The organism is Methanococcoides alaskense, from assembly GCF_027594145.1.
GTDB lineage: Archaea > Halobacteriota > Methanosarcinia > Methanosarcinales > Methanosarcinaceae > Methanococcoides > Methanococcoides alaskense.
In genome coordinates this window covers 26,609-51,873 of the sequence record NZ_JAQFFK010000005.1, presented here as the reverse complement: position 1 = coordinate 51,873, position 25,265 = coordinate 26,609, and the positions used below count along the sequence as shown (strand labels likewise).

Annotated in this window: 24 protein-coding genes; 4 read left to right on the top strand and 20 right to left on the bottom strand. The window is 41.2% G+C overall.

Annotation, left to right across the window (positions count from 1 at the left end):
• Positions 1-43 precede the first annotated feature (43 nt).
• The 4 genes from PBV53_RS08640 to PBV53_RS08625 all read right to left on the bottom strand — a co-directional run bounded on the left by PBV53_RS08640 (position 44) and on the right by PBV53_RS08625 (position 3,982).
• Positions 44-1,009, bottom strand: a complete 966-nt coding sequence (locus PBV53_RS08640; RefSeq protein WP_270096782.1) for a permease — start codon at positions 1,007-1,009, stop codon at positions 44-46.
• Between the two features lie 153 nt (positions 1,010-1,162).
• Positions 1,163-1,543 carry a putative zinc-binding protein gene (locus tag PBV53_RS08635; RefSeq protein WP_270096781.1) on the bottom strand — a complete coding sequence of 127 codons (381 nt, stop codon included), beginning with the start codon at positions 1,541-1,543 and terminating at the stop codon, positions 1,163-1,165.
• Between the two features lie 61 nt (positions 1,544-1,604).
• Positions 1,605-1,838, bottom strand: coding sequence for a thioredoxin family protein (locus tag PBV53_RS08630; protein ID WP_270096780.1), 234 nt, complete (start codon positions 1,836-1,838; stop codon positions 1,605-1,607).
• 551 nt (positions 1,839-2,389) lie between these two features.
• The gene (locus tag PBV53_RS08625; protein ID WP_309740156.1) at positions 2,390-3,982 is read right to left on the bottom strand and encodes a glycosyltransferase family 4 protein; all 1,593 of its coding nucleotides are present in this window, start codon (positions 3,980-3,982) and stop codon (positions 2,390-2,392) included.
• 698 nt (positions 3,983-4,680) lie between these two features.
• Here PBV53_RS08625 and PBV53_RS09670 point away from each other — a divergent pair.
• Positions 4,681-5,421, top strand: coding sequence for a PDDEXK family nuclease (locus PBV53_RS09670; protein ID WP_369123350.1), 741 nt, complete (start codon positions 4,681-4,683; stop codon positions 5,419-5,421).
• A gap of 58 nt (positions 5,422-5,479) precedes the next feature.
• On the opposite strand, the gene PBV53_RS08610 is transcribed toward PBV53_RS09670, so the two are convergent.
• The 16 genes from PBV53_RS08610 to PBV53_RS08535 all read right to left on the bottom strand — a co-directional run bounded on the left by PBV53_RS08610 (position 5,480) and on the right by PBV53_RS08535 (position 20,933).
• A complete protein-coding gene (locus tag PBV53_RS08610) occupies positions 5,480-5,983 on the bottom strand; it encodes a hypothetical protein (protein ID WP_270096779.1) in 504 nt (167 codons plus the stop codon).
• Positions 5,984-6,529: 546 nt separating this feature from the next.
• Entirely contained in the window at positions 6,530-7,198 is a 669-nt protein-coding gene (locus PBV53_RS08605; RefSeq protein ID WP_270096778.1) for a hypothetical protein, read from the bottom strand.
• A 183-nt stretch (positions 7,199-7,381) separates the two neighbouring features.
• Positions 7,382-8,230: a formate dehydrogenase accessory sulfurtransferase FdhD gene (gene fdhD / locus PBV53_RS08600; protein ID WP_270096777.1), complete on the bottom strand. Its 849-nt coding sequence runs from the start codon at positions 8,228-8,230 to the stop codon at positions 7,382-7,384.
• Positions 8,231-8,232: 2 nt separating this feature from the next.
• Positions 8,233-9,540, bottom strand: coding sequence for a formylmethanofuran dehydrogenase subunit B (locus PBV53_RS08595; RefSeq protein WP_270096776.1), 1,308 nt, complete (start codon positions 9,538-9,540; stop codon positions 8,233-8,235).
• 1 nt (position 9,541) lies between these two features.
• Complete coding sequence (locus PBV53_RS08590; RefSeq protein WP_270096775.1) at positions 9,542-9,931, bottom strand: molybdopterin dinucleotide binding domain-containing protein; 390 nt, start codon at positions 9,929-9,931, stop codon at positions 9,542-9,544.
• A 9-nt stretch (positions 9,932-9,940) separates the two neighbouring features.
• Complete coding sequence (locus PBV53_RS08585; RefSeq protein ID WP_270096774.1) at positions 9,941-10,750, bottom strand: formylmethanofuran dehydrogenase subunit C; 810 nt, start codon at positions 10,748-10,750, stop codon at positions 9,941-9,943.
• 4 nt (positions 10,751-10,754) lie between these two features.
• Positions 10,755-12,509, bottom strand: coding sequence for a formylmethanofuran dehydrogenase subunit A (locus PBV53_RS08580; protein WP_270096773.1), 1,755 nt, complete (start codon positions 12,507-12,509; stop codon positions 10,755-10,757).
• Positions 12,509-13,531, bottom strand: a complete 1,023-nt coding sequence (locus PBV53_RS08575) for a 4Fe-4S binding protein (protein WP_270096894.1) — start codon at positions 13,529-13,531, stop codon at positions 12,509-12,511. The genes PBV53_RS08580 and PBV53_RS08575 overlap by 1 nt, the downstream gene beginning before the upstream one ends.
• Before the next feature lie 16 nt (positions 13,532-13,547).
• On the bottom strand, positions 13,548-14,138 hold the full coding sequence (locus PBV53_RS08570; RefSeq protein ID WP_270096772.1) for an FmdE family protein: 591 nt from the start codon (positions 14,136-14,138) through the stop codon (positions 13,548-13,550).
• Between the two features lie 259 nt (positions 14,139-14,397).
• On the bottom strand, positions 14,398-14,685 hold the full coding sequence (locus PBV53_RS08565) for a hypothetical protein (RefSeq protein ID WP_250867969.1): 288 nt from the start codon (positions 14,683-14,685) through the stop codon (positions 14,398-14,400).
• A 50-nt stretch (positions 14,686-14,735) separates the two neighbouring features.
• The gene (locus PBV53_RS08560) at positions 14,736-15,371 is read right to left on the bottom strand and encodes an iron-sulfur cluster assembly scaffold protein (protein ID WP_270096771.1); all 636 of its coding nucleotides are present in this window, start codon (positions 15,369-15,371) and stop codon (positions 14,736-14,738) included.
• 33 nt (positions 15,372-15,404) lie between these two features.
• Entirely contained in the window at positions 15,405-16,574 is a 1,170-nt protein-coding gene (locus tag PBV53_RS08555) for a cysteine desulfurase family protein (RefSeq protein WP_270096770.1), read from the bottom strand.
• A gap of 321 nt (positions 16,575-16,895) precedes the next feature.
• Positions 16,896-17,219, bottom strand: coding sequence for a transcriptional regulator (locus tag PBV53_RS08550; protein WP_374708530.1), 324 nt, complete (start codon positions 17,217-17,219; stop codon positions 16,896-16,898).
• Between the two features lie 232 nt (positions 17,220-17,451).
• Entirely contained in the window at positions 17,452-18,960 is a 1,509-nt protein-coding gene (locus PBV53_RS08545; RefSeq protein WP_270096768.1) for a hypothetical protein, read from the bottom strand.
• 390 nt (positions 18,961-19,350) lie between these two features.
• Positions 19,351-19,833 (bottom strand): hypothetical protein, encoded by a 483-nt coding sequence (locus PBV53_RS08540; protein WP_270096767.1) that lies wholly within the window; start codon positions 19,831-19,833, stop codon positions 19,351-19,353.
• A gap of 443 nt (positions 19,834-20,276) precedes the next feature.
• Positions 20,277-20,933, bottom strand: coding sequence for a LysE family translocator (locus tag PBV53_RS08535; RefSeq protein ID WP_270096766.1), 657 nt, complete (start codon positions 20,931-20,933; stop codon positions 20,277-20,279).
• Positions 20,934-21,663: 730 nt separating this feature from the next.
• Here PBV53_RS08535 and PBV53_RS08530 point away from each other — a divergent pair.
• From PBV53_RS08530 to engB, 3 genes are all read left to right on the top strand, one after another.
• Positions 21,664-23,307 carry a PGF-CTERM sorting domain-containing protein gene (locus PBV53_RS08530; RefSeq protein WP_270096765.1) on the top strand — a complete coding sequence of 548 codons (1,644 nt, stop codon included), beginning with the start codon at positions 21,664-21,666 and terminating at the stop codon, positions 23,305-23,307.
• Between the two features lie 12 nt (positions 23,308-23,319).
• Positions 23,320-24,573, top strand: a complete 1,254-nt coding sequence (locus PBV53_RS08525) for a hypothetical protein (protein WP_270096764.1) — start codon at positions 23,320-23,322, stop codon at positions 24,571-24,573.
• A gap of 68 nt (positions 24,574-24,641) precedes the next feature.
• On the top strand, positions 24,642-25,265 hold the full coding sequence (gene engB / locus PBV53_RS08520; protein WP_270096763.1) for a GTP-binding protein EngB: 624 nt from the start codon (positions 24,642-24,644) through the stop codon (positions 25,263-25,265).

Below are 25,265 nucleotides of genomic sequence, written 5' to 3'. Positions count from 1 at the left end.
AAGAGGAGCAAGATCAAATATCTTGCTCATCAGGCATCCTTTTTTACAGAACCGCATTGAACATATATCCTGTGAATATCACAGCTACTGCCACTATCGCCACGAACAGGGCGATCAGTTCATTGCTAAGCACCTTTTTCAATATGATCATCTCAGGCAGTGATACTGCAGTGACAGACATCAGGAATGCCAGGGATGTACCGATGGGGAGCCCTTTTCCAATAAGACTTTCAACCACAGGGATCAGACCCATGACATTGGAATAGAGTGGTACACCTATCAGTACTGCAACAGGGACAGCGAAGATATTATCTTTTCCTGCATACTGTGCAAGTATTCCTTCTGGAGCAAATCCGTGGAATATACCCCCAAGAGTTACACCTATGATAACATAGAACCAGACCTTACCTACAATGCTTTTGACCTCTTCAACCGCATAATCTAACCTCTGTCTGGAGCCCATCTCAGCTTCCTTAAAAGGTAGGGAGTGGACATCATAGACAAAGCCTGCAACGTGTCTCTCAAGCTTGAGCAGGCCTATTATATAACCTCCGACAACACCGATGACAACACCTGAAACAACGTAGAGTGCGGTAGCCTTGAATCCCAATGTAGCCCAGAGCACGGCAATGGCTGCTTCATTAACAAGAGGCGAGGTGATGAGGAACGAAAATGTCACACCAAGGGGTACGCCTGCTTCAATGAAACCGATGAAGATCGGAACAGATGAACATGAACAGAATGGGGTAACAGTACCCACAAGTGATGCAGCTACATTGTATACCGGTCCTTTTTTGCCCCCAAGTATCCTTCTGGATTTCTCAGGAGTAATATAGGACCTCATGTAAGCTATAAGGAAAATCATTACAGAAAGAAGTACGAATATCTTCAGTACATCGTAGATAATAAAATTCAGGCTTTTTGCAAGACCTGTGGTGGCTTCGATCCCAAGTAGATCGTAGGTGACCTTATCTGCTATCCACTGCATGGGATAGAACACGTCAACCATAGTATCATTTCCTCCAGAGTTAATTGACAGGGGACAGCATCTTTGAATTATAAGGCTGGCTCACACCTGTCATGTATCTTATAACATCACTGTTTTAGTAGATACGTTATATTTTAGCATCCTTTTCGTTTTCATAAAGATCATAAAAAGCGATCAGAAAAGCTTGACACACTTTTCCAGGCTCTCTGAGATCACCGAATCCTCGATCTCCATATCCTTTGTCTTCTTCACGCCAAGTTCGGTGACAATTATATGTTCATCCACTGCCATCCCGGCGTTCTCGAAAATTTTAGAGGCACAGTTCATTGGACAGCCATCTATCACAACTACCCTGTCACAACCCTCTGCAGACCTCAACTGACCGGGGATAATTGCACCGATTCCGGCGGTACACAACATCTTGCCCTTCCCAGCTTTTGTCAGTCCTATTGCCAGCTGGTTAGAGATGATACCTACATTCGCTGAACCTGAACATGGATAGATACCAACGATCTCTGAATCACATTCACAGCCACATTTCATATTTTCAGTCATTTTTAATACCTTTTCTAATTTTATAATTATAATACTGTATCATGGAAATTGGACTGTATCATTATCCGGTGATCCATTTTTTGACATTGTCCACACTGGGAACTCTGCCGGCGATCATTACCTCACCGTCAATGACAAGCCCGGGAGTGATCATTACTCCATAGGAAAGAATGGTCTCATAATCTTCAACCTTGACAACATCCGCATGGAGCCCACTTTCCTGAAGAGCTTTTTCAACTATCTCTTTTGTCTTAACGCACTTTGCACATCCCGTACCTAATATTTCTATTTTCATACGATCTCATCCTGTCTTTATCATACAGTAATTTTTGTCAATTGAGCAGCTTCAAGGCATTTCAAATAATATTGAAACTTGCTATTTCAAAGAATGTTGAAATACATATTTATAGATGGCGGTTTCAAATTAAGTTGAAATAGATTGTAAGCACCATACGGGAAAAGTATTCTAGAAAATCCCGGAGACAAATCTCAGAAATATAATATGTCAGAGATTGGAAACCATTTTTTTCAATTATAGCAGAAATGTATAAGCAAAACAGAGTAAGGTTGCAGATCAAACCTTGATGAGATCGTCATGCTCAAGATGTTAGTATTGCGACAATTTTAGGGTTTATCTGACCCCACTAACTTGAAAAGAAAGCTCTTGACAGAATTTGCTTTAGGAAATTCATAGGCCATGGGGTCAATATGCATGTTGATAGAATAAACTACACATAAAGGATGGCAGATTCACTGCTTCCAGTATGCTTATTTATTCATATTTCCCCATATATCCTTAAGGTCCATCACTTAAGGTCAATGATATTATAATTGCTCAAGATCAAGTTATTTAATGCACCCATCATAGTAGCTTTTCATCAACTTGTACCAATCACCTGTTATTTTTCTAAATTGAATTCCTCTCTTTTTTCCATTGTACTCCCACACCCCAGCCCGATAGAATATTGATCCGATGTGACTTGATAGCTGAGCTTCTGTATTTGTCCAATGGAGATCATTATAAAGGAATTTTCCAATACCTTCTTTTTCGGTCCCGTTTCTTAATTTAGCTACGTTATTTGACAGACCTTTCCAGTGTTCATCTGCCATATAATCATCCAATTTACCCAATTCATCCTTCATTATGAGCTTATCAACCTTGAGCTCGCCATTTAACGAATTAAATTCCCTACTTATGGAAAGGTTGAGATCATCATCAATTTTCCACCAAAAATTTTTTGTTTGCCCAAGTGTAGTCCCATCTATCCAATCATTTTGATCATCCAAATTGTATGCTTCAATTGTATTTTCTGCGATATTGAGCCAGTTGTACCTGGTCTCAATAAGTTCTCTACCAGCCTTTCTCATGCTATCATTGGAGAGGTCATCAAGTACGTAATTTATGCCCCATGCAATAGAATCCGGATTTTTGTAGACAAGGATACCATCAACGAAATTATTGATTATTTGGACAGCATCTGTTGCAACAATGGTCCTTTCGGCATCCCACCCTTCAAGAACAACGATACCAAAAGGTTCGTTCCTGCTTGGAATACAGAGAATATCACATGCATTGATCCAGTCCCTGGCCGTTTCATCATCCACATATCCCAGGAAATGACAATTATATGAAACTTTTTCGGCATTTGCAAGAGCTTCACAGGGAGGACGCATTTCACCTTCACCGATGAAAACAAATTCCGTGTCCCAGCGATGATCCAGCACTTCAGGGATAGCTTCAACAAGCAGATCCGGACCTTTTTGGTAGCTCATACGTCCTATGAACAGAACAACCGGTGCGAGAGGATGGACACCTAATCTTTCTTTCACTTCACCCGCATCAACATCCTTTTTTATTTTTCCATGAAAGATACCATTTGGAATTATCGAGATCTTCTCATCGGGTATCTGGTACAGGAACTTGATCTCATCTGTAAGTTGCTGTGATGTAGATATGACCTTCACGGATTCATATCCAGCTTTCCATTCCCTGTGGGATATTTCCCCGGCTTCCCACCAGTTTCCATGTTTGTTACCATTCCGCCCCCATTCGGTACTGTGATATGTGAACATAAAAGGTATACCAAATTCATATTTGATCCTTGAGACCGCATTAAAAGGATGCCAGTCATGTGCATGCAATATATCGAACTTGCCATATTCCTTCGTAACATCAAGGAATCTCGAGTACATTGAATCACACATGCTATCCATTTGCTGGACAATGCCTCCTGAGAGAGAATGTTCCACCCGATGGTAGTGAACTCCATTGACCACTCCATATGGCTCCAGTCCATTATTTCTGGTAAATATGTGGACTGAATGTCCTGTCTTCGCAAGAGCTTCAGCAAGTTCGGAAACATGCGGAGCTATACCACCCACTTTGATCGAATGTAAACTCTCCCAAGAGAACATCCCGATCTTTAAATTTGTCCCCATTATCTTTCAACCCAATTATTTTATATATCGATAGTAAAATCTATGCACATCTATTTAAAATTATCATTTGGAGTGGTTCTGTAAATTAACCTGAAGATATTTCACAGCCCCAATAACAATGCTATTTTCTGGTATAAATGATTCTTTCTTGTATTTAACATCCATAATTGTTACTGTATTAGTTTTTTCATAACCAAATAAACGGAATACGGTGGGAAGTCTAAATGATATTATGATTTTCAGATCACTTATCACATCATGAGACCTTTGCAAAAGCGAATATATGGACTCTGTAGATATCCTCAAAAATAATGAAATATATGAGTTGATGAAATTCAAGAGTTGTCTATCAACAGGTGAAAACAGGCATATGTTTGTATCCGTTTACTCCAACGCACCTTCTGATCGATAGATAAGAAGGCACTCAGCTGCATAACAGCTGAGTGAAACCGTGATCCAAACCTCCTTGATCAAAAGGATTTCTACAAAGCCAAAAAAGGACAATATTTAGAATCAATTACAATAATTTAGTATTATGCCCTTTAACGAACTTTGCTTTCAAAGAAGAGTACAAGCATCTTTGAATATAATGATGGATAGATCGAACAATTAAATTTTTGAAAGTCATTTTAGAATTACAAAACACTCCTACGTAAATAGTTCTCATTATTATATAGAGAGGTTGTAAGTGTGATAGTATGGATAATTTCAGGTATTATGTAAGAGATGACACTCCGGTGGAAGTAGCAGAATCGGTATTGAGGACCCTTCAGGCTGTCAAGGAAGAACATGATTGTGATTATACGATCATTAAGATAGAGGACCTTTCAGAAAACGAACAGGAAGATGTTCTGGAGAACATACGCATATTGAGCCGAAGGAATACGATCGGTGTTGTTAGCAAGGGCAGAGGTTCTCTTCCGATCTCACGCAAGAAGAATCTCAGCAATGTGGGAATACTCGTTCATTCCAGAGATGGAAAGGACATTGCAGTCTATCCTAATGTGAAAAACAACAAGATGACGACTGCTATTCAATACCTGAATCTGATAATGAGGTCACCAAATGTAGAGGATGCCCTTGAGTCCAAACATATTTCCGAAGATGACATTTCAAGGATGATATCCAGTATCCCTGAACTTATCGAACCCGGACTAACATTCCACGAAGTGGAAGTAGAGGTTGAAGGTGGCAGGATAGATGCTGTTTTTACAGACTCACAGGACAAGCATTTCCTGATAGAGATCGAGATAAACGCAAGGGATAATGCCATCGGACAGGTACAGAGGTTCAAGCTCCCCTATGCTGAAAAGTACGGAGTGAATGTCGAAGATATACGCCTGGGCATCGTCTGTGCAGATATTGACAGTAGCAGAATGACAGCATGTCGTGGTGCAGGTATTGAAGTTTTCAGGCTGAGTCTGGAAAAGCTGGATTAATAGTAATGGCTGTTGGGTGTGAAATTTAAAATGGAATTATAATTCCAATTACACTTTTTCACGCAGTTGCAAACCCGACCCCATAATATTCATCCCCCACCTTGATAACGTAAGATCCCTTCTCATCAAGGAACTCGATCGTTCGCATCCATTCATCAGGATCTGCTTTCACATAGCCCGGAGTTTCCATCGCTTCTTTGAGTGCGGGATAGTCGTTTAATTCCTCTTCTGTCACAACAGCAAACTCCTCGGGAATGGTCTGCAATTGCTCGGCATCTATCCATTTAGCATTCATGTGTTTGTGTCCACTATATGCAAAAAAACCCGCAGAGATAAAGAATAATGCTACAAATGATATGACAAACGCCTTTGCCACAAGATCACTCGATCTGTCTTTGCAGATCAGTATCCCGGTACCAACTAATAAAAAGTAGACAAGAAACATCAGAAAGATCGATTGTGGCGGATGTATGCCTCTGAGAAGATAGCCGCTCAGAAGAAATGTGAATATGCCAAGACAAAAGAACATGATCGATTGTTGCTTGTCGGTTAGTTTATTCATATATCATAATACCCCCATCACATAAGTATAAATATTTAATTCTAAATTATTTTTTTACTTTTAATTAAGATTTATTTAGTATAAAGCATTTATGTAAATTCTATTGAAATATTCAATCATAAATATTCTTTTTTACCACCATACCAAAGTGTAGACTTCAGAATACGAAATATAGTCACAGAAATATCGGACGTAATACCAATCCTATTAAAAAGGAAGTAAGGTTACAGATGAAAGACAGGAAGAGTGCTTTATTCATGCTCACTTTCAACACAAAGCAGTAGATCACAGCTTCCACAAGAACCACTGAAAATTCCCCGATCAAAACCAAATTAGAATATGATCTAATGAACATTGGCAGTACGAACCAGAGGTATGGAAGTGTTGAGAAGGAAGAAAAGGTTCCTGCAAATATCAACAAGGGATCAGGGATTGATGCCCGATCTGTTTTGAAGAGATAACGAACAGTTGCGAATAGGATTGTTGTCTCCACTATCAAAGTAACGAGCAATGCAAGCAAAAAGTTGTATTCATAAATCATCCTTATCACTTAGCGTTAAAAAGGCCTTTAAGAAAACGAATAATGGAATTTAAGACCCCTTCATCGTTTGCTTCGCCCTCATCCGGAACTGGCTTCACATCTTTTGATACGTCTTCTTCTATGGAAGAAATGTTCTCTTCTACAGAAGACACATTTTCTTTTATCGTCAGCCTGATTCCCGGTATGACCGGTTCTTCAAATGTTTCGGTCCTGTCCGGAATGCCAGCCTTGTACTCTGAAACTTTTCTTGATGTATAGATTATTAGCTTGTCCTCTGAAAAACCGGCAATCGAATATTCGATATCTTCCCTGATAAACGGATTTTCCTCATTCACAACATACCAATCAGGATCGATCTCAACTTCATAGGAACAAAGGTTTGGATCGGATTCCAGATCAATATTCTCAAGCCCTTTGGCTTCCAGATAAGCTTTATCGATAGCATAGATCGTCAGTTCATTGGCTTTATAAAACTTAGTCAAGCATTTATCTGGGCTGATGATATACGGATTTTCACACTGTATAACTGGACCGGTGATGTGTCCGACCAGCACAATTTCCGGGAACTCATCCAGATTCACTATTTTAACACATCTGTCCAGACCACGTGTTCCGGGAAATAACACATCTGCACATGCACTTGAGGTAAATGTAGATAAAATTAAAAGGATCATCAAAATTTTGAATATTAATTTCATGATATCAAGTCCACTGTAAAGTAGACAACCCAACTAAATAAATTTAATTGAGTAATATTAAGATAAATTATTACAGCTTCCTTGGAAATTGAAAAGAATTTAAGAGAAATTTGAGAAACGAAATTGAACTGTAAGTAAAAAGAATATTGCAAAAGCCCTTTAAATAATTCTCTCAATGCCGTTATACACATACAGATGAGGCGGGCGAACAAAGCCCACCAGTGTCAGACCTACCGCCCTTGCAAGGTCGATACCTTCGTTGATAGGACCTGCTTTGCTGGCAAGTACGGAAACCCCTGCATTGACAGCCTTTGAGACCATTGTGACTGAAAGTCTGCCAGTAGCGACAATTGCACATTTTGACATATCCACACCTTCAAGAGCTGCTTTACCAACTGCTTTGTCAACAGCGGAAGCCCTGCTCACATCTTCACAGAATGCCAGGATATTTCTGTTGCTATCAGTTATGATCACCGAATGAGTACCGCCGGTGCGTCTCCATGTCTTTGCATCGGTCTTGAGGTGTTCCACTGCATTGAAGAGGACCTTGCGGTCAAATCTTATGTCAGAAGCATTCCCGACCTTTTTCTTGCAGGGTCTTGAGCCAATGGCACAACTACAAAAATCGAATCTTGAATCAGGATCTATGTTACGTTTGGTCTTTCCGATACGATCCGGACAGATGTCCGCTTCGCATATCAGGAGGTCATCTTTGACCTCGACCGAGATAATGTCAATAGCGTGATCGATAAAACCTTCACATATCAAAAAACCCACTGCGAGTTCCTCGAACTCTTGAGGGGTAGCAAAAAAAGAAGCAAGTGGGACACCATTGAGAGAAAGATGGAATTCTTTCTCAACGATGACATCCACATCTATTTCATTGCTGCTGTCTTCCGTAAGCTCGACACCCTTATAAGAAAGATAAGGAGCGGAAGAATCCCGTTCCTCATCACGCCAGAAGTTATTCTGAGCGTTCTTTCTTTCAACGTGCCAATCCAACGGCATGATCAAGCAATTTCCTTTATCTTTGCGAACAACTGCTTGAGTGTGTCTTCATTGCTCTGTGTGAACTCGAATGGAGACGTTGTGAACGGCTTGAAGTACATTGGCACGTTGTCGAGCCTGTAGAATGTACCGTCATTCTCCATTGCATCGATGACACCAGGAAGAACAACATCTGAAGCTGTTGTTGTTGGACATGGAGCAATATCCAGACAGGTCATTGGGATCTCTGCAAGATAGGATGCAGCATCTGCAGGAATGTGGTTGACAAGGTCAGCACACATAACGAATGCAGCGTCTACGTCCTTATCCCTCAGCAGATCGACAGTTGTGGTCTCCCCAGGGTTGTACCTTGGATAGCCTCTTGAGAAATCGATACCGAATGGATATCCGTACAGATATGATGCGATCTGGTTGAAGCCTGCCACATTACAGTGACCTCTGAGTGCACCGAGTGCGAACTTTGTACCGTGGTTGTTGTTGAGCTCTTTCACGAGGTTGAGACCAAGCTCAACGTTCCTGTGCTTACCCATTGAAGAACCAAGGCCAAGACCGACTGAGATGCTACCGAAGTTTGCATTCACCATTACATCGATCATCTCATCCATTGCAGAAATTGGCACACCTGTGATCTCCTCTACGGATGGATGTGGACGCTTTCCGTTAAGGATGGTCAACAGTGCGCTCAAAAGCTCATAGTCAGAGTTTGGTTTGAGCTGTATGTGAAGATCTGATGCTGCTGCTGTATCGGTCTTTCTTGGATCAACGGTGATGACCTTGCGGTCAAACCTTCCTCTCTTGGACCAGTATCCTCTTGGGAAGACAGCATACTTAGACATGTGTCTTGGCATGGATGCCAGAGGGTTGGTTCCCCAGTAGATGTTCACGTCAGCCCTGTTCTTGACCTGACCTGCTGTTGAGCCTGCACATCCGCTTTCCTGAATACCCATAACAGTAGGACCGTGGCAGATAGTTGCATTAGAATCTGCTACACCACCAAGGTACTCAGCGATGTGAAGACCGACTTCCTGTGCTTCGCATGAGGTCTCACTTCCGAGGAATAAAAGAGGTTTCTTTGCGTTCACAAGCATCTCTGCAGCCTTTGTAAGTGCTTCGTCCCATGCAGCTTTCTCAAGCTTACCGTTCTTTTTGACAAGTGGGTCCTTAAGACGGTGTGAGCTTACGACTTCCTGGAACTTTGCATTACCCATCTTGCATGCGTTCTTGACAGTGATCTCGTTATCTCCAAGCTCTACCTGGATATCGTCACATGAAGCTCCGCATACCGGACACATAATGTTCTTAAAAACCATATCATTTACCTCCCATATAGAGATTAAGGACAACATCCTCTGCGCTCAATACCTCACCTTCTGCTGCTTCGACAGTTACGGGACTGCCTTTATAGAGAGGGGAACCTGTTGAGAATGTATATGGGTCAATGATCACGTTGGACCAGATAGCCCTTGGCATGAACACATCGCCATCCATCATAGCATCTGTACATTTTGTGTATACTATGATGGAATGTTTTTCGTCCTTACTTGTTACTTTTACTTTTTCCGGGCATCCAAGGGATTCAAAATTAGAGGGGGAGAGCCAGCACACTGCGCACTCAAGCCTATATTCCTCTGAATATTTGTTGCCACCTTTAGCAAGTCTGCCCTCATCAATGGTACTTCCTGTGTTAAGTAATACTTTCATTATCACACCTCACAGATTCATGTTTGCGCCCTGATTGACATAGAGTGTGCCCTTTGGCCTCTTTGTGATCGCATTGTCACCGAGGAACTTCATGAACTCACCTGGGCATTCTATATCATCGAACTTAAGGTCGCTTTCGTTTGTCACATATTCAAAGCCGGGAGAGAACCTTTCGATGGTTCCGTTAACAACCATTGTACCTGCTGTCATTTCAGCAGCAACTGCACGAATAGCATTTCCTTTTACAGCGATAAGACCGCCGTTCTGGCGAATGCCAGTGTAGTGACCGACATTTCCACCAACGATGATCTCCCCACCGCTGATACCGCCACCAAGGTTATTGTTAGCATTACCATCGATAACGATGCGTCCGCCGGACATTCCTACCCACTTACCACGGTATGCGCAACCTACGTGGTCATTTGCATTACCTTCGATGTGGAGGAGGCCGCCGACCATCTCCATGCCTGCCCATGAATCAGCATCACCTTTTACAAGGATCTCGCCGCCGACCATCTGGGAACCTAAATGCATGCTGACAGATCCTTCAACAGTGATCTTTCCAGCTGTCATCTTTTCACCGATGCGCTTTACTCTCGCAGCATCGCCTTTGATGACAATGGATGTATCTTCTGCGGAAGCACCAGCATCGCCCTCCACATCAAAGAATGCGGAGATAGGGAACTGTTTTGGACCCTGCCAAACCAGCAGAGCCTCGATCTCGCTCTTGTTCTTGCCAGCAAATGTATCAGGAGTGATAACATCTGCCTCTACTTTTAATCCAATTTCAGTATTAACTGTAAGAATGACTTCTGCCATGATCTCACTGCTCCATGTTTGCCTTGATCGCTGTTGGGTTTACAAGGTATTTCTCAGGTGTTGGATAGTGGTTGAAACCGTGTGAATAGTATCTGAACCATTCCTGAACATCCTTAAGCATTTCTTTCTCGTTAGCATCAGGGACGCTCGCGTCGGTGTAATAGGTCCTCTTATCAGGGATCATAGTGATCTCACCATCGTGGCAGACAACCTCTCCGCCCTTGATAGTGTATTCAGCAGTGCTGAACTTGTTGATCAGGTCAGAATATTCCCTGGTGTCGATCTTTGTTGGGTCGATGTCGTAAATTGTAACATCACCATCTGCACCGATACCGAAGCTACCCTTCCTGTGTGCCATACCAATGGTCTTTGCCGTGTTAGCACGGGTAAGGATCGCAAGGTCATAAAGGGACATTTCCCTGTCAACGCCACCGAGTGTACTTCTGTCGTTAGCCCATTTGTGACATTCACTGAATGTCTGTTCCCTGAACTTCTCGGACATGAGCCAGCTCATAACAAGTGGATACTTGGTGAACGGTCCGCCATTTGGACTGTCGGTTGTCATGATGGTTTTCCATGGATCGTCGATGAGGAGCAGGCACTCAAGCCCCATTGCCCACTGAGTACTGTGAACAGGGTTGCTCTTTAGATATGTAAATGGACAGACACCTGAACCACATTCAAGCTCAACATCGGTGTTAGACCATTTGCCACCAGTAAGCACTGAGAGATCGTGGATGGAAGGTCCATCACCGGTCATACATGTTGCTTCACCGAATGGTACGCAACCACTGTCAATGACAACATGGTCAGCGTTGTTGATATAATCTGCAAGAGGCTTGACACCAGACTCGAAATCACGCCAGGATGTGCCGGCAAATGCATTGAACATCATGTGTGTGAGGTACACTGACTGATCTCTGCTTGCATCGATCTTTGTCTCAGCCCAGTTAACACTCATGTTCTGCTTTGCCTTTGTTTTGCTGGAAATACCAAGAGAGTCCTTTGTTGTCTTGTAGTTTCCCGGATGACCAAGGTTGTTTGCGTGAAGGTGCATTGACATTGGCATACCGAGCATTTCGTTTACTTCGGTCAGCCCATCGATGATCTCCCTGGAGGATATCTCGAAGTGTATATTTTGCTCATCAAGGGAAGAAACGTTCTCACCCCAGCCCCAGTTCTCGACTCCACCAGGATTGACACATTTGATACCATATGTCTTGTGGGTTTTCATCATCCATGCAACATATGCTGCTGCCTTGTCCATGTCGCCTTCCTTCAGGTAGCGCATCATGAACCAGTTGTTACCGAGAACAAGGTAGCCACCCATATCGAGCATTGGAATGGAACGCATCTCTTCGTGTGTGTGACGTGCTTCCATTGGAGGAACAGCTGCTTCAAAAGCAGTGGTGTATCCTAGCTTGGAATATTCGTAACCTTCCATGTAGACGGATGGTACGGTCTCTCCTGAACCTGAGTGGGTGATAGCGGTCTTTGTCCTTGTTGTCTTGTAACTATCTTCAGGACGCATCATCCTACCGGTATTGACCTTAGCACCAGCAATGTGTGTGTGAGAATCGACACCACCAGGCATTACTGTCTTGCCTGTTGCATCAATTATCTTAGCATCCTTCATGTCAGCTGCGGAAAGTTCGGAAACTACCACGCCGTCCTTGATGAAGATGTCCTGCTGTTCACCGTTCACTTCATTGAGCGGATCATAAACATATCCGTTCTTAATTACAATAGTCCCAGCCATTATTCAACCTCCCTCTTCTCAAGCCAGATCGCAGAAACAGGGCAAATAAGAGCACATGCACCACATGAGCCACATACTTCCTGATCGATCACCTTGACAGTACCGTTCCTTACCTCAAGGAGTGCTTTCTCATCAAGCTCATTTAGTGAACCTGCTGCTAGTTCCTTCGAGGAGTTTGCATTGACAGGACATATAATGACACAGTTACCACAGCCAAGACATGCATCTTCATCTGTAACCAGTACAGAGGTCAATGCAGGAGTTGCTGATGGCTTGTTGAGAAGTTTCTTCTCAAATAAAGCTTTCTTGTTCATGTCAGGAACGATCGCTGTCTTCTGGACATCGATAGCATTGACAGGACAGGAAACAGCACATGCACCACAGTAGATACATGCATCAGGACGCTGAGCGACCTTGTCAACTCTTTCTCCTGGAGCCCATTCCGGATTGAACAGTGCATTGCATGGACATACATCCACACAGGTACGGCATGCCTGACAGACATCCTCTGCTCGTTCCCATGTACCCTCGAAAGGTTTCTGCACAGTGATAGCATTAGTTGGACATACCTCGCTACACCATCCACAGTGTACACAGGTTTCCTGATCGATGATGGTCTCACCATCTATGCGTGCACTGCCATCGTTTGCGAGCCACTGCTTGGTCTCGATAGCACCCTGCGGACAGATCTGCTCACATACACCACAGTGTACACAATTATCGTTCACCGTTGTTGGTGCGAGCGAGCTGCACAGGAAGTTCTCATCGCATACAGGTTTTCCATCTTCTCTCATCTCAAGGGCGCCTGTTGGACAGATCTTAGTACACATTCCACATGTGATACAGTTATCTCCAATATCCAGGTACTCCTTATTTATGAGTCCCCTGGCAACAGGTCCTACTGAACCTATGATCAATGTGCCCTTAGGACAGACCATTGTACAGGTCCCGCAACCAATGCACTTTTCTGGTAAATACACCACTTGCTTGTTATCTTTTGTCTGAACTAATATTTCGTTCATCTCATCTACTCCGTAATTACTGCTCATGCCTGCATGCTTCACAAAGTGCTTCGCCTTCATAATGAATGAAGCTCTCTCCACATTTCTCGCACAGCCTTACTTGCTTGCTTTTCTTGACCGGAACTTCGATCTCTGTAAAAGTGTAAGAATAAATGTTCTCGCCTGCCTCGAGTAAGATCGGCAGGATCTCTTCATGACGCACTTTTTCAAGGTTCATGAACCATGCGTGCAATCTCGGGTAAGCCGCAGTCTTTTCTGCGTCAAGATATATCCTGACAGCAGGCATCCTGGTCTCGCCCGGTGCACCACGTTTGTTCACGGTAACAGCCATCTTGCCGTAGTCCTTGACCTTCATTCCCTTGTTCCCGGTGGTAGCTCCCTCGAGTATCTGGAATGGATCTGGAACACAGTTGGATGTCTCCGCTGTAACATAGATGCGTTCCCCTTCCTTAACATCAAGTAATCTCTTCGACATCGTGAGCATCTGTAATCCTATCATTGCTCCCGAGCTCAAGTACCCGTGGAAAGGAATTATCTTCTCGATCTGTAAAAATAGTTCTGGATCTTGCTCTTTTATCCTGTTGATAATAGTATCCATGTCGTCCATATGAAGACCTCTTAATTTATGAAATAACACATCGAATCGGCCAGATCCTTAAGGCTTTGCCTGATAGCATAACCTCTAATGGTAAGGAACATACCGGTGAAAATTATATATAGTTTATCATTGCCGGTCGAATATCAGCAGGAAGTTTAAATAGCCACTGGAATTCCTTTCCACATAAGGGACATATAAAACGGTAAATAAAAAAAGAAAGACCATATTTTAAGCATAAAATATTGACAGCCCCTTTAGCCCATCAAATTCACTCCACCAGCTCAGCAACCCTTTCGAGCAATTCTCTGGCAGTACCGTCATCCGGAGCATGCCTTACAGTGATCTTGCCACTTTCATAGATAAGCACCATCATAGCACCTGAAGTGAACCGGATAGCCCCAAGCTCTTCAGAGCACCTGAGGAACTTTATGGTCACGCCTTCCTCAACGGATAAAGCTTCACATGCCTTTGGAATATCTATCTCATTTTCAAGCTGTGCCTCCACATGAAATATAGAAGGCTTGCTTGTACAGGGAGCGATCGAACGAATTTCCATATTTACCAGAACCTGATCAAATGTTAATACAAAAAGAAAATAGAGGAGTATCAGGAGATGTAATCAACCGTGACACTCTCAACATCCCACAATGATTCCAGCTTATCGACAATATCTTCCTTTATGGCAGCTGCAAACTGATGTGTCGAAGGTATATCAAGCACTATACGAACAGTTCCTTCCTCGACCATTACCTTTAGCACAAGTTCGGTCCTGATGATATCAAGACCTGCCATCGGATTCATCACATGCTTCAAACGCTTACTGACAATCTCTACCGTAGTGGCCTCTTTCTCCACGACCATGCCATGCTTCTCTTCATAATCACGAATAGCAGACCGAAGCCCTTCGACCGCAAGCACGGAACAATGCGCCTTGACAGGTGGAAGTCCACCAAGAGCATGAGCTGCTTCCTTCCACGTGATCGTCTTGGCTTCTTCAAGCGTCTTGCCCTTTGCCATCTCAGTGATCATAGATGCTGTTGCGATATTGGATGCACAGCCATAGGACTCGAAAGAGATATCCTCGATAACCAGAGTATCAGGATCAACTTTCAGATAAACGGCAACCATATCACCACACGCAGGACTGCCTTCAAGACCCTTTCCATCAGGGTCCTCCATCTTTCCAACATTCTGTGGATTTCTGAAATGCTCAAGTACCTCTTTTGTGTATGGGAAAGTCATAGAAACACCTCTTTTATTTATCTCGCAATAAGTTCAATTATCTTCTGTCAGAGGACTGATAGCCCGCAGATTCGTAACAACATCTTTCAATGCATCGATAATAGCATCCGAATCCTCAATGGTATTAAAGCGTCCGAAACTGAAACGCAGTGACCCATGTGCCCTCTCATGATCGCCACCGATACCGAGTATCACATGGCTTGCTTCAAGAGAACGACTAAAACATGCAGAACCTGTGCTCACTGCAAAGCCCAGCATATCGAGATGCAATGTAATGGATTCACCCTCCACATAATGGAAAGTCATATTGGCATTCTGTGGCAACCTGCTAGTAGCACTTCCATTAAGGGTCACATGAGGAATATCAGCCATTGCCCTTTCGATAACACGGTCCCTCATCGCTGCAAGGCGTTCATTCTCCTCAGGGGTCACAAGTTCCACAGCCTTTGAAAATCCCACCGCAGCAGGAATGTTCTCTACACCGGCACGCCTATCGGATTCCTGGAATCCCCCATCCATCCATTTGTCTATCGGAGTTCCTTCACGTATATACAGTGCGCCGATACCTCTGGGGCCATGGATCGTATGGGCTGACAATGTTACAAGGTCCACAGGAAGCTTGCTAACATCCAGAGGAATCCTCGTAAAACTATGAGTGGCATCAGTATGCAACAGGACATCCTTATCCTGACAGATATCAGAGATAGCTTTAAGGTCCTGCAAAGTGCCGATCTCCTGATTTGCCTGCTGAATGGACACCAGTGCTGTTTGCGAAGTGATGGCATCGCTGAACATATCGAGGTCGAGGATACCTTCCCCATCGACATTTATGAAGTCTACCTTGTAGCCCTGCTTATCAAGTTTCTTTGCGGTATTCAGCACAGGGAAATCTTCCAGACGGGATACGATCAGATGGTCGTCCTTCTTCCCTTTCAGAGCTGAAAGCACTCCTTTTATTGCCATGTTGCTCGATTCGGTGCTTCCTGAAGTGAACACGATCTCGCCAGCTTGCGCACCAAGTCTTGATGCAATGACCTTACGGGACCTTTCAAGCCCTTCCTTGGCATCAATACCCATGGAATAACCGAATTCAGACGTAGCAACTGCATAGGCATCAAAGAAATACGGTTTCATCGCTTCAAGTACTGCTTCATCAAGCCTTGTACTTGCAGCGTTATCAAGATAGGTTGTCTCATTGAACATCTGGCAATACACTCCTTAAATTAAATGGAATAAGATATTAACTGACCTGCCTAAATAAATGTATTGATAAAGGCAATTTAGGGCAGATATCGGTGATATATACAAAGTTATATCGGCAACGGTATAAATCGTTAACTATCTGCCATCAAAAGAAGAACAGGCAGATAAACTACCTGTATTAACAAATATTATACGGATTTCACAATAGCTTCAGCGATCTTTGCAGCTTTTACACCGGACTCCAACATACCACCAAAGGTCGGACCCATTCTGGAAAGACCAAAACAGTAGGACAAAATGATCAAATAAAATGCGAGATATTTATAATTCAGTAGGTCCCACAGGACAGGCATCTTCCCCGGTCCTCAGATTTCTGCATATATCACATATCTTTGCAGAAACGTTCTCGATCTTGCCTTCCTGTATCTCAACAGCCAGACGGGATATCTCCTCTTGTATATCATCATCGAATTCGATACGATAACCTCTTTTTTTGGTCAGGTACTGAGAAACAGCGGAAGGCGCCATACCAAATAGCCTTGCAACTTCCTTTTGAGCAATACCATTATTCACAAGCTCAACCGCAAGCGCTGCACGTATCGCAGGAAGGACATCCCATACTATTGTCTGACAAGGAGTCTCCATTTTCATGATAATACCTTCGGACACTTCACAATGACTTATAGTTTGTCGTATCTTATATAGCTATTCACTATCGTGAAGTTTTTGAAAGTTGAAAGCTTTGCATTAAGGCTTAGACCTACTGGAGCAAGAACAGAATGCTATGTGTGATAGACCGTTTACATTGAATGTTCATGTGAAGGAGAGGTTAGAAGGATGGGGAGTGCAATTGAAAAAAGTGATTTATCAATAATTATCATACATTTGCATCCAAGTAGCCTATATCATTAAAACCCATTATAATAACTCCCTTATACGAATCTATGGGCGGGTAACTTTTTGTAATAATTAAGCCCTTAATTTCGTTTATTATTTCATAGTCTGGACAAAGACTTTCAATATTAGTATTAACAAAATCGATCTTTTTAATTAAACTAGGAATTTGTGTAGGTTTTCCACTTGTGTATTTTATTCCGTCAACAATTCCACACAAATCTCTTGATCTGTTATGATGTGTTTTTTTACTTTCAAAAACACAACCTATATCCCATATTTTTGTTTCAATTACGTAGAGTACTTCATTTTTCCATGCAATTGAGTCGATTTGTAAACTTGGGTTTTTTTTTCGATCCTTAACATTTTGTTTTACTTTGAAGCCATTTATTCTCAATTTATCTGGCACATCTCGATTCTCAAAAATCGTAGAATGCTTTAGAGTCTCTTTATTATATAATTTTTTATGGAAAAAAGGAATGTAAAAAGTATTCATTAAAACTAAAAAATTGGTAGATACCCAGACGAATCCATCAAGTTCAACACAAAATGGAAAAATATCTTTATTTCCTTTACTAAAAACCAATGCGTTGTAAGCCTCATGTTTATCTAATTCTTTTAGTTTACGTCGAATGAATTTTAAGAAAAGTTTAGATGGCACGTTTGTTAGAGCTATTGAATTTGGTTTTTTTGGAACGAATTCATTAATGATCTTATTAAGAGTCTCTGGAGATATTTGTTTCTCTTCTAAATAAGTAAGATCAAAAAAACGTGCAAAAATTGCATTTTTTGTCAGTCCAACTTTGAAAGACTTAAAAGTAGGATAAAGGTCTTGAATTGTTTGCTCCATAGATGAATGCTTCTTTGGAGATGGATTGGCTATTATATCATCATACTCTTTTCTATGCGTATCTACATACGATTTAGCTGAGTCCTCTGTTAAAATAAGATTGTCTTCAAATGTCTGGACAATGCCTCTCCACTGTTGATTATAAATAAATTTGAAATTCGACATCAACTTTGATTCATCAATTGTTTTTATGTCAAAAGGTTCTTTTGCAACATAATAGGCGAATTCATCTTTTAGCAAATCTTCTCTTGCTTGTACGCCTACAAAAAAACCAAAATAATCAATTAACTTCTCGACAGAATCTGCATTTGGAGACACTGTTCCAACTGTATCATACTTTTCAAAGACAGCTTTAATTAGAAGACTCGTTGCTAAAAAATTACCCAACTTTAAAGATGGAGTATTTGTAATAAAATCAGACGCTAAAATTTCTCTTTCTTCAAGTAACCACGAAATAAGTTCTTTCTTGTTAGATTCAGAAATAATTTCGTTAAATTTTTCTGAAAACCATGTGTTTTGTTTTGACCAAATTTGTAAAGCATCTTTTTTTGATAACAAACACATGTTGTCACATTCTGGACATTTAAGGTCAGGGGGATCAAAAATAAGTTTAGTCCCACATATTTCACAGCTATGTTCCATGTGACTATCTAAAGGACTGTTTATTATAAAAATATTATTGGATTATTCAAAATTCATATTATTTTTAAAATTGTATTGGTCATCGCGAACCAACCCAAAAAACGATGGGAGTTCGGTTTTCTCAACTTAACTATATCCCTGAAGTATTGCGCGAGGGATGAGATTTGAACCTCCATGATCACATAAATTTGCAAACTTATAATTTTATTAAATAAGTTACATTTTTCTTAGTTATCTATATTTTCTAATCGGAGACTTAAGGAGAGATCTTGGCAATACTTCCTTAAAATACAGATAAGTAAACGATCCTTTACTAGTAATTTATCATTAGAAAGTTTAAGGAATTGCCTTTTCTCAATCCCCCTTATACCCCAACTTTCTATGCGAGGATTAGTTCAAGCCTAAACCCTTATTAAAATATTTATGGGATTCTTCTGGATTGTCCTCATCATAACTCATATATGACAAAAGCAGAAAGACATCCTTTATATCAATTATCAAATTGCCACAGCCTTCTTCTGTTCCAGTAAATGTCTTATTTTGTTCCTCCAACAATTCAACATTGCTAAGTAAAGACGCATACAATCCTACAGCCTCTTGCTCATCCATTTGTCCAGCATCAACAATATGAGCAAACAATGATTTCTTCTGTTCTGCAAGAGCCTTCACAATATCTACACCCTTATCACAAGGGGCTATTGCTATTTTATCAGAATACTCTTTATTCTGAATCCATAATGGGAACATGTCCACCGTGACACCGTTCTTCTCACCCATATTTTTGCACTTCTCACATCCATCTGGACATTCAAAATATTCCAACAGTTTCATTATATCTTCTTTATATTCTAGAAATTCGTTATCCACAGACATCTTTTTCACCTTTCCAAAATTCATATATTCATTTTAACGATCATCAACCACATTCACGTTCATTCAGTCATGCCTCGTTGCATGCTCCTACACCTACTTCTAACCACCCTTCTTGTCCCCACTTTCTCCCATAAGCCGTCCCCAATACATCCCTAGATCCTTCATCCCAATAAAAAATTGAGGATCGCTTCCTCCTTTCTCAAAATCCTTCCCGCCTCTTTTAGCCCGATTCAGACCAGCTTTCAGCAACTTTCTATGTGGGAGGAGAGATTCGAACCTTTTGTTTAGTGGTCCAACATACCTTAACAGTTAGTATATAAGTTAACCGATGAGGTTATAGATTAAGGAATATACAAAGAAAAATATGGCAACGAGGTATTGTAGCTAATTTGCACAACCCATTCGAATATGAAACGACACTATCTCAAATAATTTAAACCAATTCAAACCATTGCAGAAAAATTATTATAATTGATTAGGAACCACAGTCCAAAGATCATCAGTAATCCCCCACAGAAGTACAACATATTTTTGTATGTACTCTGTGATATCAGCTCCTTTCCCTTTGAAGAGGAGGATGAGACAGCTACAATAAACCCGAGATCTGCTATCCAGTGACCAACGATAAATGCAACCACTGCAAAGATACTTATCATATATTCATGCAGGATAATCGCAGTACCTGCTGCTAACCACCAGATAACAAAATAAGGGTTCAATGCAGAAGTTAAAATCCCAGCATATATTGGATTAAAAGAGAGGTTCAATCTACTTTCTGATGCTAAAATATCCATTGTAGAAACTTCTTTTGCACTTTTTATTAGCATCACTCCCAAAAGTACCATCATCAAGCCACCTATTATGGTCAGATATAACATCATGGTTTCACTGATGGAGGATGAAACTCCTACTAAGATGAGCAGAAATATTGTCAATTCGACCAGGGCATGCCCAATGAATACTGATTCTCCTGCTCTACAACCTTTCTTAAGGGATATGCCAATCGTTGCAAACATCATAGGGCCAGGGATGAGAGCAGCAGATATTGCCACTGTAATTCCTAGAAAAAAAGCTTTGATTATTTCTATGATGGATATCACCTTGCAAAAAGTTATAAGTGTAATATCTAAAACAATTATATAAATATATGCAAAATATTTGCTATGTAATGGATTATTTCAAGCTCTGATATTCTTATTTTCTGATTCGGTAGAAATTCCAAGAGACGAAGATGGAAGAAGATGGGATTTTCGAAAGGTACTTTATATACATGAAACAGAATGCTAAAAAAGACAAGCCTTTCACACTCAATGCCCATGTGGGGGACAATACATTTTGAACTAAAAACAAAACTATGACAATATTCTATAGTGTATATTTACCATCATTCCCACTTTCTCCTAATCAACTAATAAAAAATCGGCCCTGTAGAAAACCTATTTTCCATTTGATTTTCACATAAAATTTTAAAAAGGATTATCCCCTGAGTATTCCGTATCATTGAAAACACAAAGAGGATGATTGTGTTTTGTTTGGCTCTGTAGAAAACTCATCAAACCCAACACCCCCATACTGGAATTGAGATTATAATCCAATATTGTGCAACACATCCAACAATATTTTTATTTGATTATTGTCCGAATATTGAGGATTTCTACAGAGCCTTTAAACTATAAAGTTAAATAAAATACAATAATATATAATACCAAGTAATAAATACATAAATATAATACATGAAAATATTAGATCAGTTTAAAAGTTGATCAGAAGTCATATGATAAGATTATAAATATACCCTGATCAAGATCAACAATTCAAAGAAGGTATCCTATGCTCCGGAAAGCTGTATCTCCACACTCAATATCAATACTCGTTATCTCTGCACTATTGATATTCCTTTGCTTGCTCCCAATAACCGCGTCTGCATACTCTATCGAGGATGTTGAATGGGAATCAACTGCCACTTCCACATTACACTGGGGAGATACGATGACTTCAGGGGAAGGTAGTGATAGGTACATAATAAAAGCGGAAGATTTCACCAAAGATGGATATGTACATATTTCAGTGACAAGGAACAATGAAATTAAAGATTTCAGTTTCATACATGTCGGTCAGAGCCTTGAGTACAGGGATGAGGCAGATGGACAGGACATAAAGGTCTATGCAAAGGCAGTAACAGTGAACATTGATGAATGGACCGGCAATATGGAAGATCCTACCGCCGTGATAGAGATATACAGAAGAGGATTGCCGGAATTTGATATTACGATCAGTACAGACAAGGACACATACGATCCGAAGACCATGAGTTCACACCAGATGATCACTGCGACATTTTCCGTAAAGAACACAGGAGCCGCACAAGGCAAGAATATTGAACTCAATATCGAGCCAGAGGGACTGGAGATCGTGGATGGAAAGCTCAAACACGACATTTATAGTCTTGAAAAGAACGAGGTGGCTGAACCCATAACGGTCAAATTTAAAGTACCTCATCCATGGGATAAAACTAAAATTGACATAAATGCCATCGTTGAAGCCAAAGACATCAACAACGATCTGTATGAGGACAGCGAATCAAAGACCATTACAATTGAGCCGAAGGTAGAATTCATACTTACAAAATCCATGACAAAAGAGATCTACATGGATGAAACTGCACACGTTCTTGTATCTGTCCGCAATTCGGGTAACTACAATGTTAATTCAGTCACCATAAGGGATTACATGATCGAGGGTGTTGAATTGAAAGATAGTATAACCCTTGAAAAGACCCTCTCATTCGCACCAGGCGAAACAAAAGAAGTATTTTCATATTCATTGAAACCACTTAAAGGAGGTACGTTTACCGCCCCTAAAGCAACTGCATCGTTTGTAGCTTCCAATGACAAAGAGTATACCTACGAGTCAAATGGCCCGCAGGTAACCATCAATGGACCGGATATCGTAATAACCCAGACATTGGATAAGTCGATCATACAGCCCAAAAATGAAGTGAAGGTAACAGTTACGACGAAGAATGAAGGTAACAGGGACGCCAGTACTAGGGTCATTTCAACCCAGTTCCCGGAAGGTACAACATTCATTAGTGGGGATACGATCCTCGACATGGTTCTTGGTAAAGATCAATCCAGTAGTTATACATATATCTTGAAAATGAACGAGCTTGGCATATTTAAAATTCCTCCTGCAACTGCAACGTTCATCGATATGGAAGGTTTCAAAGGTGAAAAGATATCGAACATGCCCAGCATAAAAGTAGAGATCCCACCTGAAACAGTAGATACTGAAACTTCAGGCACATCAGATAATACAGATAGTTCAGACACTTGGGCAGCTTCGCATTCAGCTTCTGGAAATGATGGAGCCAACCTGGAACAAACAAGTGAAGAAAAGGTTCAACCCGGATTTGGTTTCCTTTTCGCTATCGCCAGTATTGCAGGCGTATACCTGCTGAGAAGGAAAAATTAAAAGGGTCATATGATGAAAGCATACATTTGCATTATACTAGCTATATTTATCCTGGCCTTAGCGAATGCGCCCATAGCAGCAGAGGAGAATGGGGACTGGGAAGAATGTATTAACTATACACTATACTGGGGCGACAGTATCGATGTAAATGGATCATTGATAACAGCACATGATTTTTCAAAGGCAAAGCCATTTGATATTGATACAGACTATGTTATGCTCACGATCCTTTCTGAAAGTTCAGAAGAATGGAATGCTATGCTCTCGATAAATAATAGTGATCTACCTGACAGCAAGATAATCGAGGGAAGGTTGAACATAACTGCTCTGGAAGTAGTGACCGGGGATGACATACCTATCTCTTATGCGAAAATAGGGGTTTCAATTTTCAATGTCACAGAAACCGAAGCTGATAGCTGGGTCAACAAAACGCTTCAGGTCTCGAAGACAAAATTAAAGAATGCAAATATTGATGAGCGTGCATACATCACCATTCAGTTACACAACCTTAGAGGTAGCAATATAGAAGATATCTCTATCAATGAAACCCTTCCAGAAAACCTTATCCTTGACCCGGAAATAGAAGATATCCATATTACGGACCTTAGCCCCTACTCAAAGGAAGTGATCCAGTATTCGGTAAAAGCCTTGTATCCGGGAAATTATACCATACCTCCCACAGAGATACGGTTTGTCAATAAAGGGATCACCTATTTCCAATACAGCAATTCGACCAACCTGATAGTTCATGGCCCTTACATCAACGCTACAAAGACCATTAAAATAAATGAAACTGATCCGGAAGCACTCGACTTTACAGTGAATGTCAAGAACGAAGGCGATAGGGCAGCGCATATCAGAGCTCACGATGAGATGATCACCGATTCCAAATTTATTGAAGGCAAGACCTCGGCAAACCTTGTGCTTTTCCCGGAGAACACCACTATTTTATCATACAGCGTCCACATGAACTCGATCCATGCCTATATGATCGTGCCTTCAGCAGTCATTGAATTTACTGATGCAAAGGGTTATTCCGGCACAGTAAGAACAAATAGATATTATCTTAATGATGTCTTTGAAAATGGAGAATTAGACTTCATCGAAGAGTATGATGACGATACAAGGGCTCAGATGAACACTTCCAATAGCAATTCTAAAGATAGGATAGTAGAAGCTGATATACCCAGGTATGGAAATATCAGATCGGTCAGAGACCTTGTGGACACCACACTGGAAATAATCAACGAAGCCCTATCATTCTGATAGATATTGGAATTTACTGAACGAAACCTATTTAGCCCTTTCAGGAGTTTGGACAGCGGGAGCATGACATGAAATATGAGCAGAATCTAGATAAAGTCAAATTTGAGATAATCATCTCAGGAAGATCGAACGTTGGTAAATCTTCCATAATAAGAGAGCTCACCGGCAAGCAAGTAAAGGTGGGAAAACGCCCTGGAGTTACACTAAAACCGACACAGATCCTTCTTTCCGATATGCTGATAACAGACCTGCCTGGTTTTGGGTTCATGAGCGGTGTAAAGGACAGAAAGCAGGACATTGTTAAAGACCAGATCGTCCGCTACATAGAGACAAATGCTGACAGGATAAAGATCGCAGTGATAGTTGCTGATCCCGTTTCATTCGTCGATGTAGTTGAACGCTGGGAAAGCCGGAATGAGATACCTATCGACATTGAGATATTCGACTTTTTCAATGAGCTTGGATTCGACACCATCATAGCCGTCAACAAGATGGACCGCATAAAGGATGTGGAACATGATGAAAGGCTTGATGCTATCGTTGAAAAGTTCGGTTTGTCAGCACCATGGAAACAGTGGAACTATATCGTTGCACCCACCAGTGCTAAAAAGGGAGATATAAAAAGCCTTAAAGGCCTTCTTAGAAAACGTCTCCACGAAGAAAAAAGAGATGACCTTTTCAAGTATATCTGA